Source organism: Geothrix sp. PMB-07 (assembly GCF_030758935.1).
GTDB lineage: Bacteria > Acidobacteriota > Holophagae > Holophagales > Holophagaceae > Geothrix.
Genome location: NZ_CP132333.1, coordinates 618,481 through 632,294 on the forward strand (window position 1 = coordinate 618,481; position 13,814 = coordinate 632,294).

Annotated in this window: 13 protein-coding genes and 2 tRNA genes; 13 read left to right on the forward strand and 2 right to left on the reverse strand. The window is 61.4% G+C overall.

Features of this window, described 5'->3' with window-relative positions:
- Positions 1 to 39 precede the first annotated feature (39 nt).
- The 3 genes from Q9293_RS02755 (at position 40) to Q9293_RS02765 (ending at position 3,576) form a co-directional block, all read left to right on the forward strand.
- On the forward strand, positions 40 to 1,137 hold the full coding sequence (locus Q9293_RS02755) for a branched-chain amino acid aminotransferase (protein ID WP_306249803.1): 1,098 nt from the start codon (positions 40 to 42) through the stop codon (positions 1,135 to 1,137).
- A 182-nt stretch (positions 1,138 to 1,319) separates the two neighbouring features.
- Entirely contained in the window at positions 1,320 to 2,297 is a 978-nt protein-coding gene (locus Q9293_RS02760) for a hypothetical protein (RefSeq protein WP_306249805.1), read from the forward strand.
- Positions 2,298 to 2,343: 46 nt separating this feature from the next.
- Positions 2,344 to 3,576 carry an alpha/beta hydrolase fold domain-containing protein gene (locus tag Q9293_RS02765; RefSeq protein ID WP_306249807.1) on the forward strand — a complete coding sequence of 411 codons (1,233 nt, stop codon included), beginning with the start codon at positions 2,344 to 2,346 and terminating at the stop codon, positions 3,574 to 3,576.
- A 65-nt stretch (positions 3,577 to 3,641) separates the two neighbouring features.
- Here Q9293_RS02765 and Q9293_RS02770 read toward each other — a convergent pair.
- A tRNA-Ser gene (locus Q9293_RS02770) sits at positions 3,642 to 3,734 on the reverse strand.
- Positions 3,735 to 3,817: 83 nt separating this feature from the next.
- Here Q9293_RS02770 and Q9293_RS02775 point away from each other — a divergent pair.
- Positions 3,818 to 3,907, forward strand: a tRNA-Ser gene (locus Q9293_RS02775).
- 280 nt (positions 3,908 to 4,187) lie between these two features.
- Here Q9293_RS02775 and Q9293_RS02780 read toward each other — a convergent pair.
- Positions 4,188 to 4,997, reverse strand: coding sequence for a S24 family peptidase (locus Q9293_RS02780; protein ID WP_306249809.1), 810 nt, complete (start codon positions 4,995 to 4,997; stop codon positions 4,188 to 4,190).
- A 169-nt stretch (positions 4,998 to 5,166) separates the two neighbouring features.
- Here Q9293_RS02780 and Q9293_RS02785 point away from each other — a divergent pair, with 169 nt between their 5' ends.
- From Q9293_RS02785 to Q9293_RS02825, 9 genes are all read left to right on the forward strand, one after another.
- Positions 5,167 to 5,508 (forward strand): hypothetical protein, encoded by a 342-nt coding sequence (locus Q9293_RS02785; protein ID WP_306249811.1) that lies wholly within the window; start codon positions 5,167 to 5,169, stop codon positions 5,506 to 5,508.
- 119 nt (positions 5,509 to 5,627) lie between these two features.
- Complete coding sequence (locus Q9293_RS02790) at positions 5,628 to 7,364, forward strand: Mu transposase C-terminal domain-containing protein (protein ID WP_306249813.1); 1,737 nt, start codon at positions 5,628 to 5,630, stop codon at positions 7,362 to 7,364.
- Positions 7,274 to 7,900 (forward strand): AAA family ATPase, encoded by a 627-nt coding sequence (locus Q9293_RS02795; RefSeq protein ID WP_306249815.1) that lies wholly within the window; start codon positions 7,274 to 7,276, stop codon positions 7,898 to 7,900. Before Q9293_RS02790 ends, Q9293_RS02795 begins: the two co-directional genes overlap by 91 nt.
- Before the next feature lie 853 nt (positions 7,901 to 8,753).
- Entirely contained in the window at positions 8,754 to 9,194 is a 441-nt protein-coding gene (locus Q9293_RS02800) for a hypothetical protein (protein WP_306249817.1), read from the forward strand.
- Between the two features lie 457 nt (positions 9,195 to 9,651).
- Positions 9,652 to 9,798: a hypothetical protein gene (locus tag Q9293_RS02805; RefSeq protein WP_306247413.1), complete on the forward strand. Its 147-nt coding sequence runs from the start codon at positions 9,652 to 9,654 to the stop codon at positions 9,796 to 9,798.
- Between the two features lie 122 nt (positions 9,799 to 9,920).
- Positions 9,921 to 10,538, forward strand: a complete 618-nt coding sequence (locus tag Q9293_RS02810; protein ID WP_306249819.1) for a DUF3164 family protein — start codon at positions 9,921 to 9,923, stop codon at positions 10,536 to 10,538.
- A 2-nt stretch (positions 10,539 to 10,540) separates the two neighbouring features.
- Complete coding sequence (locus tag Q9293_RS02815) at positions 10,541 to 10,933, forward strand: DUF4406 domain-containing protein (protein ID WP_306249821.1); 393 nt, start codon at positions 10,541 to 10,543, stop codon at positions 10,931 to 10,933.
- On the forward strand, positions 10,933 to 12,885 hold the full coding sequence (locus Q9293_RS02820; protein ID WP_306249823.1) for a hypothetical protein: 1,953 nt from the start codon (positions 10,933 to 10,935) through the stop codon (positions 12,883 to 12,885). The genes Q9293_RS02815 and Q9293_RS02820 overlap by 1 nt, the downstream gene beginning before the upstream one ends.
- Positions 12,882 to 13,811, forward strand: coding sequence for a hypothetical protein (locus tag Q9293_RS02825; protein ID WP_306249826.1), 930 nt, complete (start codon positions 12,882 to 12,884; stop codon positions 13,809 to 13,811). The genes Q9293_RS02820 and Q9293_RS02825 overlap by 4 nt, the downstream gene beginning before the upstream one ends.
- Positions 13,812 to 13,814: the final 3 nt, after the last annotated feature.

Here is a 13,814-nt window from a genome sequence, read left to right on the forward strand (position 1 = left end):
CCGATCCTCTTCCCTAAAGGAGCACCTGTGAGTCTCACCATGAATGACGCCACGATCGAGATCCAGCCCTCGACCCATCCCGCCAGCGCCGAGGAGCGCGCCAAGCGCATGACCAACCCCGGCTTCGGCCGCATCTTCACCGACCACATGGTGGTAGTGCCCTACGTTGAGGGCAAGGGCTGGGGCCAGGGCGTGCTGAAGGCCTATGGCCCCATCGAAATGGATCCGGCTTCTTCGGTGCTGCACTACGGCCAGGCCATCTTCGAGGGCTTCAAGGCCTACCAGCAGCCCGATGGCAGCATCGCCTCCTTCCGTCCCGACGCGAATTCCCGTCGCTTCAATGCCTCGGCGGCCCGTCTGGCCATGCCCGAGCTGCCCGAGGAGATCTTCATCGGCGCCGCCAAGGCCCTCATCACCCAGGACCGCGCCTGGGTGCCCGGCGCGATCGGTGAAAGCCTCTACCTGCGCCCCCTCATGATCGCCACCGAAGCTGCCCTGGGCGTGCGTCCCAGCAATGAGTACCTCTTTGTGCTGCTGGCCAGCCCCAGCGGCGCCTACTTCCCCCAGGGCGTGAAGCCCGTGACCGTGTGGATCTCCGAGGACTATGTCCGCGCCGCGCCCGGAGGGACCGGTTTCGCCAAGTGCGCCGGCAACTACGCCGCCAGCCTCGTGGCCCAGCGTCAGGCCAAGGAAGAGGGCTGCGACCAGGTGGTGTGGCTGGATGCCATCGAGCGCAAGAACATCGAGGAGATGGGCGGCATGAACATCTTCTTCGTCTACCAGGAGAAGGGCGAGACCGTCATCGTGACCCCCGAACTCACCGGCACGTTGTTGCCCGGCATCACCCGGGACAGCCTGCTGCAGCTGGCCCGCGAGCAGGGCTTCAAGGCTGAAGAGCGCAAGATCACCGTCGATGAATGGCGCAAGGCCATTGCCGAGGGCCGCATGACCGAAGCCTTCGCCTGTGGCACTGCCGCTGTCATCACCCCCGTGGGCCATGTGAAGTCCCGCACGGGCAACTGGGACATCAACCAGGGCCAGACCGGCCCCGTGGCCGCCAAGCTGCGCGAGGCCCTGCTGAACCTGCAGCACGGCGTCACCCCCGACACCCACGGCTGGATGACGAAGATCGTCTGATCGCAGAGGTATTCACGAACGCCCGCTTCGGCGGGCGTTCGCATGTACGGAAGCGATGGGATTGGAAACTAAACCGACTTCCTGCATTCGGGTAATCATGGGGTTCCGACCACCCCAAACGTTCCGTAAACCTGCTCATCAAACCCGGGCTACTCCCGGTCTGCGCGTCTGGAGGTTTCTGCATGACGTCGATTTATGCCCGCCTCTTCCGTGTCCTTGGCGCCGTGACCCTGTGCCTGACCTGGGCCTGCGCCCGCAAGCCCACCTCGGAGATCCGCCCCCAATTCACCGCGAAGGAGGCTGTGGCAGACATTCCCATGCACTGGATCTCCCTCCCCCGGCCAAGTCCCCTGCCTCCGCTGGACCATGGCGCCTTGCTGGTGCCCGTGACTTTCGAAGGGCTTTCCGACAAGCCGCTCTACATGCAGTTCGACATGGGCCACCCCACCACGGTGCTCTATGCCAACAAGTGGGCCGACCTCGTTCCGCGCCTCAGGGCCGTTGGCCAGACCTTCACCACCGACGGGCCCACCGTACAGAACCTGTCGTTCCGGGTGGGAGCTCTGCCCGTGCGGGCCGGACGTTTGGTTGTCCTGGCCAACCAGGCGCCCGGCATCGATTGGAAGGGTGACGGCGTGGAGATCATCGGAACCATCGGCGCCGATCTGGTGGCTGGTCGCACCCTGGTGATGGATTTCAAGGGTGACCGCATCCAGGTGGCCGCGGATCGCTCCCTGGTGGCCCGTCCAGGGGATGTGTTCACACCCTTCAGCATCCGCTGGCGCCGCATGCTCATCCCGGCGCGAGTGGATGGAAAGGCGACCCGCATCATGTACGATTCCGGTTCCAGCGCCTTCGCCCTCATCACCAGCGAATCCGCCTGGACGCGCATGGGGCGGCCTGGTGCCATCCCAACCTCCTTCCCGGTCCGATCCTGGAAGCGCACCCTCACAGCCCATGTGGTGGATACGGATGCCACCATGCAAATCGGCCAAGTGACCCTCCCCATCCAGCAGGTGAGCCGCATGGAGGGCACCAGCTGGTGGCAGGGGATGGCCATGCGGTTCTTCGGAATGGGCGGCATGGCGGGCAACCGCCTCTTTCTGGGCCACCGTCTGATCCTGGATACTGCCAGGCAGGAATTCTGTCTCAGCGAATGACCCTGTTTGAATCGATTCGTTGGCGCCCCCTTTGTAGGAGCCCCGCATGATCACCCGCGCCCTCTTCCTGCTGGTCGGCCTCTCGTTCAGTGCCTCGCACGGCGCGCCCCTCCAGGCACCTGAGCCCCGCATCGTGAGCTACAAGGAGGTCAGCGGGGAGCGGCTCAAGGCCCATATCTTCGAGCCACCGGCCTCCGCCCCCAGCCCGCGGGCCGCCATTCTGCTCTTCCACGGCGGGGGTTGGAACAGTGGCGACGCCACATGGGTCTACACGGCAGCGCGACGTTTCGCCAACCTGGGCATGGTGGCCATCGCCATCGACTATCGGCTGTCGGATGAGAAGGCTGTGACACCCCTTGATGCCGTGGAGGATGCCCGGGATGCCATCCACTGGGCCCGGACACAGAGCCGCTCGCTGGGCATTGATTCAGGGCGGATCGCCGCCTATGGCGTTTCCGCAGGAGGGCACTTGGCTGCTGCGGCAGCCCTGATTGGTCGGAATCCAGGTGAAGGCCCCCAGGCACTGGATCGCCCCGATGCCCTGGTGCTCTATTCCCCTGCGGTGGCCATCACGCAGAGCGGGTGGGTGCGCAAGCTACTGCTGGGCCGAGCGAAGCCGGAGGACCTTTCCCCGGATGCCTTTGTGGCCCCAGGGGCGCCGCCCAGCTGCATCAACCAGGGTACAGAGGACACCCTCACCCCCTTCGTGCCGGCGCTGCTCTTTTCAAGGAGCTTGAGGGCCGCTGGGAATGTGTGTGAACTGAACCGGTTCAGCGGGCTGGGCCACCTGCTGAGCCGGAAGCTCGATGAGCAGGAATGGCAGTTTGACCCCGATCCCGTGGCCCGGGCCGATGCCTGGCGCGCCGAAGAGGCCTTCCTGGCCCGCCAGGGCTTCCTGCCTCCGCAGCCCAAGGCGGCCCCCTCTCCGGAAAGTGTGGTCCGCGCCCTGACCGAAGCCTTCAATGCCCGGCAGATGGATACCCTGCTCGACTTCGTGGCGAAGGATGTGCACTGGCAGATGTCCACCGGAGACCAGTTCCATCTCCAGGCGAAGGGGCGGGAGGCCCTGGGGAAGGCCTTGACTGTCACCCTCCGGCAGCGTCCCATGCTCCAGCGGGGCCTGCACATGCTGGCGACCAACGGAGACTTCGTGTCCGTGCGGCAACGGGATGTATGGACCGGATCAAACGGCGAAACGCGCAGCCAGAACGCCTTCATGGTCTATGAAGTGAAGAATGGAAAGCTGATCAGGGCCTGGCAGTACCCGGCCCAGGATTGAGCCGGGCCATCAGGATCGAATTCTCTTGAGGCCCAAAAAATGAAGCCGCCTTGCGGCGGCTTCACTGGCGGAGAGAGGGGGATTCGAACCCCCGGTACTGGTTTACCCAATACACTCGCTTAGCAGGCGAGCCCGATCGGCCACTCCGGCATCTCTCCAAGGCTTTCCAGATTACCGTTGGCGGGCCCCCGGCACAAGGCTTCTTGCCGGAAGGCGCCCCGAGCCTTCAAGATGGAGGCATGGAGGGATGGCCGAGCGGTTGATGGCTCTAGTCTTGAAAACTAGCGTGGGCGCAAGCTCACCGGGGGTTCGAATCCCTCTCCCTCCGCCAACAAGTCTGCTCTCGCAGCAGCAACGCCAGGCCCCTTGAGCACATGCCCACACGGCGCGGCTCACGGGGCCTGAGCGTTCACCCGGAGAAGTGTGGGGAGGCGACTGCTTTGTCACTGGCACCGGAATTGGCGTATAGGCTTGGATCCAGATTTGGCGCGGGTTTCCATGCCGTGGGAGCCTGGAGACAACTTGCACTTGGTTTGGCGCCGTTTTGCACTTACCTGCGAAATATGGCGTCAACTTGCACTTGGTTTGGCGCCATCACGGCGCAACCATGGCTACCAGTCTTCAGCTTTTGGCGCCTGGTCCAACAGGGAACGTCCATACCAGCACACTCGGCCGACGATTAGATCCTGGATCGGAACCCCATCCACAGGGACCGTCAGGGGCGGATAGGTTGGGTTGTCCGAATTCATCGTCAGGTGCGCCCCATCCGCCGAAAGGAACACCCGTTTGACACGGGCCTCCGAGCTTCCAGCCCTCCGCCTAACCAGGTGCAGGGCGCCCTTCTTGGGCTCAAGCCTCAATGGGAGAGCCGTATTCACCATGACCGTGTCCCCGGCAAGGATGGTGGGGTTCATGGAATCACCCTGCACCCTGGCCACAAACAGGTTGGCCTCAGACCCGGCTCCGCATTGCCGCAGCAGTTCGCCTATGAACTTCTGTCCAAAGGGCAGTCCTTCAGCGTCTTCACCAAGGTCTGCGATCTCACCTGATGGGCCACAGGAAGGGAGGCCATCTAGGAGCGGGAGCAGGAAAACCCCATGTTCGGTGCGATTGTAGAGGCGCGGTGTTCGAGAAGAGAACATGTCCCCTTCGTTGGCCATGAGCCACGGTGAGGAAATGCCCCAAACATGTTCGATTGCCAAACTATCCGACAAGGAGAAGTCCACTGACCCGGCCTCCCACTGGCTAATGGTCCCTTTGGCTTTGCCGATTGGAGCACCGAATGCCGCGCCGGATAGCTTGAGGTATTGGCGAGCATAGCGCAGTCGAGAGCTTTTTTTCTCAAGCTCCTTTGCGGTTGCAAGTAGCGCTTTGTCTCCCAATAAACGCATGTGTCCAGACCCAATTGAGGGATCAAGCACGACATCTCCTGCCTTCTTTGAAGAAGAGCTGGACGGGTCCACATGACGTGGAGGCGCTGGGGGTGGCTTCTTGTGTTCCATAACCAAACTTTTCCTATTGCAAGGTTCGAGTATCGAACTATGCTCTATCGGGTAGCGGCGTAGAGGTCTACGTCACCAGGAGAAAACGATGCTGTCCCAATACCCCCAGCGCAAGGGGGCGGCCAGTGGCCTGCCCACAAACGTCCAGGCAATCCTCGCTACTGCGGCGGATGTGCAACAGATGATCTCACATGGGATCAACCCTGACGGGAGTTTGAGGCCCGAAGCCTTCAGGGCGCTCCTCAAGCTCAAGGGTGTCAATGTGAAGGCCCTGACAGAGCTTCATGGCTTCCAGGACCCGATCTTTCATCAGGTCATAAACCGGGAGTTCCAGAATGAAACCGTCGAGAACATCATCGCAGAGGTCTTAGGTCTCAGCGCTGACGCCGACCGGATTTGGGGGCGCCAGGCCAAGAACCCGGCCGCGTGAGGGGGCAGACCGTGGCCTCCACCTCCAAACGCCCAGGTGCAGCGACAGGTGCAGCGCTCCGAGCCCAGTCGCTCCACCCCAAAAATGGGGCGCTACACCCCTCGGAACCCCCGGAAAACATGGGTTTCGATATTGCACCTGATTTGGCAGAGGGTGCATCGGGTGCAGCGCCAGGTGCAGCGCTCATAACCCTGGCCGAAGCGTCGACCTTGACTGGTGTTTCACGGCAACCGCTGGCCCGGCGCCTTGAGCGGCTGGGGCTCCTTCAAGAGAGAACCTCCGAGTCAGGGCCGAACAAAGGCCGCAAGGAGAAGGTTGTCGCATGCAGCGCTCTCTTCGGGCCCTATCCAGATGCTGCCCGAGTATTGGCCGCCCGCGAGAAGGCCGCCGCCGCACTGTCTTTGCCGCCTGCGCCCACCATCGCTCCAGCATCAGATCCCACCGCTATCTCCGCCATGAAGAGCTGGCAACGGCAGCGAATGGATGCTCGCTTGGCCATTCTTCGTTATGTGGACCACCTGGTTGAAGAGGGCCGGGTCAGCCGAGATAGGGCGCTGAATCGCCTCTTTGGAGAAGTCGAGTCCGGTGCTCTTCCAGAGAACCTGAAAGCCCTCCTTCCCTTGGCCAATGCACGTTCTGGCCAGTCGGGGGATCGAACGCTTTCACGCAGAACGATCCAGCGCTGGGCTGCTGATGCCAAACAGGGCATGGATCGGCTGGCACCGAAGGCCTGCGACCGCTCAATGCCAGCCTGGCTTCCACAGCTGCTGGTGATCTACCGCCAGCCCCAGAAACCGTCCCTTAGCTGGGCGGTCCAGACGCTGGTCGGACAGCTGCCAGCTGGAGCCTTGGTGCCCAGCTATGACAGCGCCCGCCGGTGGCTCCTCAAGGTCGGCGCGGTAGACCGTGAGCGCGGCAGGATGCTACCCCGCGAACTCAAGAGCATCAGGCCCTTCCGCCGCCGCGAGAAGCCGGAATTCCCGTTCGACGTGTTGACCGCCGATGGCCATACGTTTGATGCGGAAATCGCCCATCCCGAGCACGGACGGCCCTTCCGGCCCGAACTGACGATGGTTGCCGACGTTGCGAGCAATCGCATCGTCGGGTGGTCGGCCTGGGAGAAGGAAAGCACCTGGTCGGTCATGGATGCATTCCGCATGGCCGTGCTCACGGGCGGTGTCCCGCTGATCTTCTATACGGATAACGGCCCAGGCTATCGCAACGAACGCATGGAGGCCTTGAAGTCCCGCCTGGGCTATGAACACCACTTCAGCATTCCCTACAACTCGCAAGCGCGGGGTGTGATTGAACACCTGCAAAAGACCGTCTGGGTGGATCTGGCTGCCAAAGCCTTTGCAACCTACGTCGGCGCCTCCATGGACCGCCAGGCCCGGCAAATCGTCTTCAAGGCCAGCCGTCAGGGTCGACCTGTGCTGCCCTCATGGCAGGCCTTTGTGGCGTTTGTTGAGCAGGCCGTGGCAGCTCACAACCAGAGGGCGAGCAAGGCCTGCCCCAAGGCCCTTGATTCCGAAACCGGCCGCCTGCGAAGACTGAGCCCTGACCAGACATGGGCCAAGGCGCAGGAACTGGGCTGGAAGCCAGAGGGTCTTCCCATCAGCTTGGATGAGTTCCGGCCAGAGGAACTGCGCCAGGTCCGGCGCGGAGAAATCCAGCTCTTCGGCAACACCTACTTCAACACTGAGCTAGCCGAACTGCATGGAGAAGAGGTCCGCGTGGCCTTTGACATCCATGATGCCACGCGCATTTGGGTCAGACGAAAAGATGGCACCTTCATCTGCGAGGCTATGCGGTCTATGTTCGTGCCAAGAGCGGATGGACTCGCCACTGGTTTCTGAGCGATCTCCTAGCGGCCCTTGGCGTCACTCCCCAGCGTCTAACCGAGGATATGTTCCGTCAGGCTGTGAACGCACTGGATTCCAGGCCCTACACGGTTGTAGTCGATGAAGTGGAGCATGCCCTGGCAAATCACACTGTCATGGAGGGCATCCGCGATATCAGCGATGCCACAGGCATTCCGCTCGTCCTTGTGGGCATGGACCAGGTGAAAGATCGGATTCGTAGCCGCTATCCCCAGATCAGCAGTCGCATCGCAGTGATTGTCTATTTTCAGCCTGTGAGTAAAGAGGATGTGGCGAAGGCTGCAACCACACTCCTGGAAGAGGTGAAACTGGCAGATGACCTGGTGGAAGAGGTTTTTCGCCAGTGTGAAGGCCGCATGCGGCTCGTGATGAATGCACTCGGGAACTGTGAGCGCATCGCCCGTCAGCGCAAGGCAGGGACTCTAAGCCTCAAGGATGTGGAAGGGCAGGAACTGATCCACGACTGGCAGTCCAAGCGCCCGCGCCTGGTGAAGCTACAGAGGCAAGTATGACGACCACGAACCCGAGCACGGTCATTCTCCGGGCCATGGCGGGCCGTCTGGGGCGCATCGCTTTCGGATCGCTAGTGGAGGACACAGGGCTTACCCGACTCCAGGTTCGGGATGGCCTGAAGACCCTTCGTGGGCGTGGGTTGGCTGTCATGGCTTGGCGTGGCACCTGGAGGCTGACACCGAAAGGAGCGGAGGTTGCAGGGCAAGGTTCTGAGGTGAAGTCAGGCCCAGCAGGTCCAAGGCCCACCAGGGTGGTCCCCCATCACTTTCGCTCCAGGTTATGGCGAGCGCTTAGGATGCTTCGGAAATCCACCATCCATGGGCTCCTGGTGCCTGCATCTTCTCCCAATGATGGAAACCCCTATGAGAGTGCCAAGAAGTATTTGGATGCTCTGGTGAAGGCGGGGTTCGTGCGGCGGATGCCACAGAAGGATCGGAACCGGACCATCTACGCCTTGGTCAAAGACACCGGACCTTTGCCTCCCCAGTGGAACAAGCGTCAGTGCCGGATCTTTGACCCCAACACCAAGGAGACTGTTGATGTGGCTTGATCTCCTTCGTACCCAGGTTGCGTCTCGTGGGTTAAGCACTGTCGCTCGGGAGCTGGACTACAGCAAATCGGCCATCTCCCTGGTCCTGAACGGGAAATACAACTGCAGCACTGCGGCCATTGAGCGGGCGGTCCTGAAGGCCTTTGGTTCAACCCATTGCCCCTTTGAGGGCCGGGAATTGTCCCCCGCTGAATGCCGCTACTGGAGCACCTGTGGCCGCCCCACCACATCTGAATGGGCGCTTGATCACTGGAAAGCCTGTCAGTCCTGCCAACTCAACCCAACAGCTCAAGGAGCCAACCGTGTTTGACCTACCGAAAGCGATCTGGCGCCGCATCTCAGCCCAGAACACCACCACTCCCGCGCCGTCTCCCCTTCGCGTCGAGAAGGGCTATGCCACCGGAGGCCTGGTCTCCAAGAGACCGGCCGCTCTTGCCCCAGCCTCATCGCCAGTGGCGCCCGCCTTCGCCTATCCAGGCTACGGCTACGTCGCCATGGCCATCACCTGCATGGAGGCCATCGGGCTCATGACTGACATCACCAGCATGGAGACCGCCTCACTCGCCATCACTGAGCTGGTGCGCCGTGGCATCCAGCTCGAACCAATCGACTGGGCGCTGATCGAACACTGCAAGGGCTCCAAGGGAGAACCAATCCCAACTCTGGCGCAGATCCATGCCGCGTTTCGAGAGCGCCTGGTTGTCCTGCGCTTCACGGCCGTCCATCAAGCATCTGTCGCGTAGATCCCCCTCCGGAGGTCCAAGATGCCTTCCTCAATCTATCTAGTGACCGGAGCACACGATTACGAGGGCTCCAGTGCACTACGGGCATTCCGAAAGGAGGACCAAGCCGAAGGATTCGCCGAAAAGCTAAGGATCCACGCTGGGAAGCAACCAAGGCTAGACCCCAACGGTGATGTCGAAGTGGATTGGGATGCTTACGAGGCTGCCATGGAGCGCTGGCGTAAGAGGTGCCCAGGCGGAAGCTTCAGTGCTGGATTCGACTCCTACATCGTTCATTCCATCACCTTCGTTGAAGGCTGATGGCAATGCCTCACTTGTCGGGCGGCATGAAAAAAGCACTCCCCCCGAAAGGCGACTCCGCGACGTGCCCGAACACGCTGGGCAGGGTGTGGATCCGACAAGTTTCCATCAACGAAGTTTAGACGCGGGGATGCCCCGCATGGTTATGGAGCCTCACTTGAAAACGATCACTGTCTACATCGAAGTCCCGGAAGAACGTGCATTGGAAGGCTTCCACGAAGTGGTTGAGGCCTGTGCGGATGACCTCATTAACGCAGACGAAGCGACCCTGACGGTCCGCCTCAGGGAACGCGAACAGAAGTGAGTTTTTCATGAGCACTGTCCTGGCCTGGATCATCTCCCCCCTTTGGTTGCCCGTTCTGGGCGCCCTTCACCTGCGGGACGCCCAGAGGCGCCGCCGCTTCACCCGTCACTAGGAGCAAGAGCATGACCAAGAACCCCAAGATCCCTGAGGGCTACCGAGCGAACGCCAATGGCGACCTGGTCCTCATCGAGAACATTAAAGAGATCGACCTGCTGCGAGATGAACTCGTGGTGAGCATCGCCGCCAGGGCCCGCGAGCGGTCGGGTGAGTTGGCCGAATTCAAGAGCACCATCCAGGGTGAGATCGATGAATTTGTGCTTACAAGCGCCGCTCGCTTCAAGGCCAAGCTCGGAGGCGCAAAGGGCAACCTGACCCTGCTGTCGTTCGATGGCCGTTTCAAGGTGATCCAGGCGAACCAGGACAACATCGCCTTCGATGAGCGCCTCCAGGTTGCCAAGGCCATCATCGACAAGTGCATCAAGCGCTGGAGCGATGGGGCTGATGCAAAGCTCATGGCCTTGGTCAACGATGCCTTCCAGGTCGACAAGGCCGGGAATGTGAGCATCCGCCGCGTCCTGGGCCTGCGCAAGCTGGAGATTGATGACAAGGATTGGAAGAGAGCCATGGACGCCATCTCTGAATCAGTCCAAGTCGTCAGCAGCAAGAGCTACTTGCGCGTCTACGAACGTGACGAGGTGGGCGAATACAAGCCCATCTCTCTCGACATGGCTGGGGTGTAGTCATGGAGCAGCTGCACAAGGATCTCACTTCGCCCCGTCTCCCCATGGGCTATCTCAGTGGCCCTATGAGCGCGGAGGATGCCTTGACCCGCAACCGCCATCGGTTTGCCGCCCTTGAGGCTTCCACGTTGCTCTGGGAGGCCGAAGTCCTGCACTACTGCCCCCACGCCAACAGCCCCATCATCGGGAACTCGGATGTGGGCTATGAGAGCTGGATGGCCATGGACTTGGAGGTCATCCGCAGGTGCGACTACCTGCTGATGATTGATGGCTGGAACAACAGCCCGGGCTGCCTCCGAGAGATGAATGTGGCGCTGAACCTTCATTTGCCGGTCGTTTACAGCGTCGAGGCGGCTATCGAGTTGGACCGTCAGTTGAAGGCGAAGGTGGCCTGATGCGCGAATCCTCCGCCGCAGAGATTCTGCCGGTCGCGATCACCGTGAACGGCCAGGTCTTCTGGTGGACCCCTGCCAACGGCCTCGACGCTTCCGTTGTGGCCCAGGTGGAGGGTTGGATCCAGCGGCGGGCGGAGAGCTACCAGGATGCGCTAAACAAGGAGAAAGACGGCCTGGTCAAAGTCTCCGATGCCTTGGAGAAAGTGAACAAACAGACCGAAGAGAGCGAGCGTCGGAAGTACGAGGCGACGAAGTCTCAGCTGGAGAAGCTGAAAGCTGAAGTAGAACAGGACACAGCCACTCTCGCTCGGATGGCTGAATCCAAGGTAGACAATGCTGGCGCTGAGCTTGGCCTATCTCTAAACATCAAACGTCTTCAGTCGAACATCGCCCTTCTTGAAGCGGAGTTGGCACCGCTCAAGGCCCGCTTCAACCCTTCCGCCGCCCCGGTGGTGGCTGAACCGCCTAGCAACTTGGCGGAGGCCAAGCCGGGAGGCGCCTCGCAGCTCATCACCACGCAGCAGATTGAGGCAGCACGGAAGAAGGCAGAGGGTGAGGCCACTCGCATCAAGGACATTCTTGATCGGGAGAAGGCCCAGCTTGAGGCCGGATTCGCGGATAACCAGATCGGCATCGCGAACTACTACAGCCGCTTGAAGGCCATCGAATTGAAGGCGCTGGATGACCTCATCGCCTCGAAACAGCGGCTGCGAGACAAGGAGGCTCAGAGCAAGAGCAACCCTGGGGAGGTCTCGAAACTGGATGAGGAGATCGCGGTCCTGGAGCGCAAGAAGGCGGACGTGGCCAGGACCACCGGCAGATCTGAACGCCTAGCGCTCCGCGACCTAACCGATCAGGTGTGGGAGGCTCAGTCCCAGCTGTTGGACGCCCAGGGTGAGACCGCGAAAGCTCGGGCACTGCAGATCGACCAGCAATACCGGGACCTGCTGGCGAAGCTCGTGGCCAGCAGTGACCAGGCTGGCCAGCAGATCGTGGAAAAACTGATCCAGCTGGACAAGGCGAAGGCCCGTGCCGACAAGCTCCGGCAAGATCTGGACTTCTCCCAGGCGCAGCTTTCTGCGGATGAGGCGGGCATCCAGAATCTTCAGAATGCGGGCATTGTATCCAGCCTGCAGGCGCAGGAGATGAGGGCGCAGGCCATCGAAGCTCGGCTTCCTGCCATGAAGGCAGCGCTTGACGCGCTGAAAGCTGAGGCAACTGCTGCTCAGGCAAAGGCAGATGCCTCAGGGAAACCTGAAGACCAGAAGGTCGCAGCCAATCTGGCTCTGCAGGCCCAGCAAATGGGCAACACTGTGGCTGCCACGGGCATCCAGCTCGGCCAGCTGCGGAATGAGTGGTTCGACGTGCAGAAGGCGGGGGCTGGTGCGCTGGCCTCCGGTCTGGTCCCAGCCTTAATGGCGGTGGGAAAGGGCGCAGGTGAGATGAATGACAAGTTTCGCGAAGCGGGGCTTGGTATCGTCAATTCCTTGGGCCAGGTGCTCACCAAGCTCATGCTTATCAAAGCCGCGGAGGCGCTTTTAGGTGAGTCGGCTGCTGGTGGTAACACCTGGTCCCAGGCGATCATTGGCGCCTTTGGCGGCTCCTACGCGGATGGTGGATATACCGGCCTGGGTGGGAAATACGAACCAGCCGGAATCGTTCACCGTGGGGAATACGTCCATGACCAGGAGACCACGAACTTCTGGGGCACTGAATTTCTGGCGAACCTTCACCCAAGCCGGTGGCGCTCCAGTGGGTTCGCATCTGGAGGCCAGGTCGGACCGCCCACCCTTGGAGCCCTGGCTGCAGCTGCGAGCCCAAATCTGAACGTCATGCCGATCATCGTCTACGACATGGAGGCGGCCCTGGAGAAGGCCGCCCAGGCCCCGCGTGGCACGAAGGCCATCATCCGCGTGGTGAATGACAACCCCGAATCCATGGGAGGCCGATGATGGCCACGACCAACGGCACCGCCGCGAACTACAACGATCTGATGGCTCGGTTGGTGACCTTTCTGACTGGCGCCAGCCTTGGCGCTCAAGCATGGACAGCACTTCGGAACGTCACTGGTGAGGCCATCCTTCGCGGGCCAGGCCTGACAGGCACTGACCAGATATTCATCGGCATGAAGTCGTTCAGCGATGTGAGCGCCGACTACTACAACTGGGTCCTATCAGGGTTTACAGGCTTCGATGCCGGTTTGCCCTTTGAAGGGCAGCCCGGGGCACATCACACGGGCTGGGGGGCCAGCCAATCGGGCCCAATCCTCACCCTGCAGAACGCGGCCATTCCTTACTGGATGGGTGCAACCGGGCGATGGGTTTGGGTCGTCGCCAAGGTTGGGACTGTATATGTCAGCTGCGTGGCTGGGTTCGCTCTCACCCCCTTTGCGAGCCCTGGGCAATGGCCATATCCAATGGTGCTGGGCGCGAACATGGCATGGCCCGGTGAGCTAAGCCTTGCCGGGAATACCAATCTCCGTTGGAGCTACGCGGGCACCCAGAATCGGAACTGGTTCAACTCGGGTAGCGGCCTGGGACGCGAGGGGCAGCTGCGGGTCCGCTTGAACGATGGAACTTGGTGGTCGTTCGGCCCTAATTACTCAGCAAGGGAAGGCACCATCTACCCGATTGGAAACGGGAATTCGGACCTGCGCCCAAATCTCGATGGAACCTATCAGCGCCTGCCTCTGATCCTCAGCCGAGCCACCGAAACAGGTGAGAAGGATGTCTTGGGACAGTTCGACCAGGTCAACTGGGTTCCTGGGTTCGGCAACGCCGCTGAGAACACTCACCCCGATGGTTCTGACACATGGCTGGCCGTGCCCAACGTCTTCCGTGCAACCAAGACGGACTATGCGGCTTTCAAGCTCGCCTGAGGT

What these genes read in the sequence shown, in the direction of transcription:
- Q9293_RS02815 (WP_306249821.1), top strand. Translation starts at nt 10,541, where the DNA reads ATGGAGCAGCTGCACAAGGATCTCACTTCGCCCCGTCTCCCCATGGGC.
- Q9293_RS02765 (WP_306249807.1), top strand. Translation starts at nt 2,344, where the DNA reads ATGATCACCCGCGCCCTCTTCCTGCTGGTCGGCCTCTCGTTCAGTGCC.
- Q9293_RS02785 (WP_306249811.1), top strand. Translation starts at nt 5,167, where the DNA reads ATGCTGTCCCAATACCCCCAGCGCAAGGGGGCGGCCAGTGGCCTGCCC.
- Q9293_RS02820 (WP_306249823.1), top strand. Translation starts at nt 10,933, where the DNA reads ATGCGCGAATCCTCCGCCGCAGAGATTCTGCCGGTCGCGATCACCGTG.
- Q9293_RS02755 (WP_306249803.1), top strand. Translation starts at nt 40, where the DNA reads ATGAATGACGCCACGATCGAGATCCAGCCCTCGACCCATCCCGCCAGC.
- Q9293_RS02810 (WP_306249819.1), top strand. Translation starts at nt 9,921, where the DNA reads ATGACCAAGAACCCCAAGATCCCTGAGGGCTACCGAGCGAACGCCAAT.
- Q9293_RS02760 (WP_306249805.1), top strand. Translation starts at nt 1,320, where the DNA reads ATGACGTCGATTTATGCCCGCCTCTTCCGTGTCCTTGGCGCCGTGACC.
- Q9293_RS02790 (WP_306249813.1), top strand. Translation starts at nt 5,628, where the DNA reads ATGGGTTTCGATATTGCACCTGATTTGGCAGAGGGTGCATCGGGTGCA.
- Q9293_RS02825 (WP_306249826.1), top strand. Translation starts at nt 12,882, where the DNA reads ATGATGGCCACGACCAACGGCACCGCCGCGAACTACAACGATCTGATG.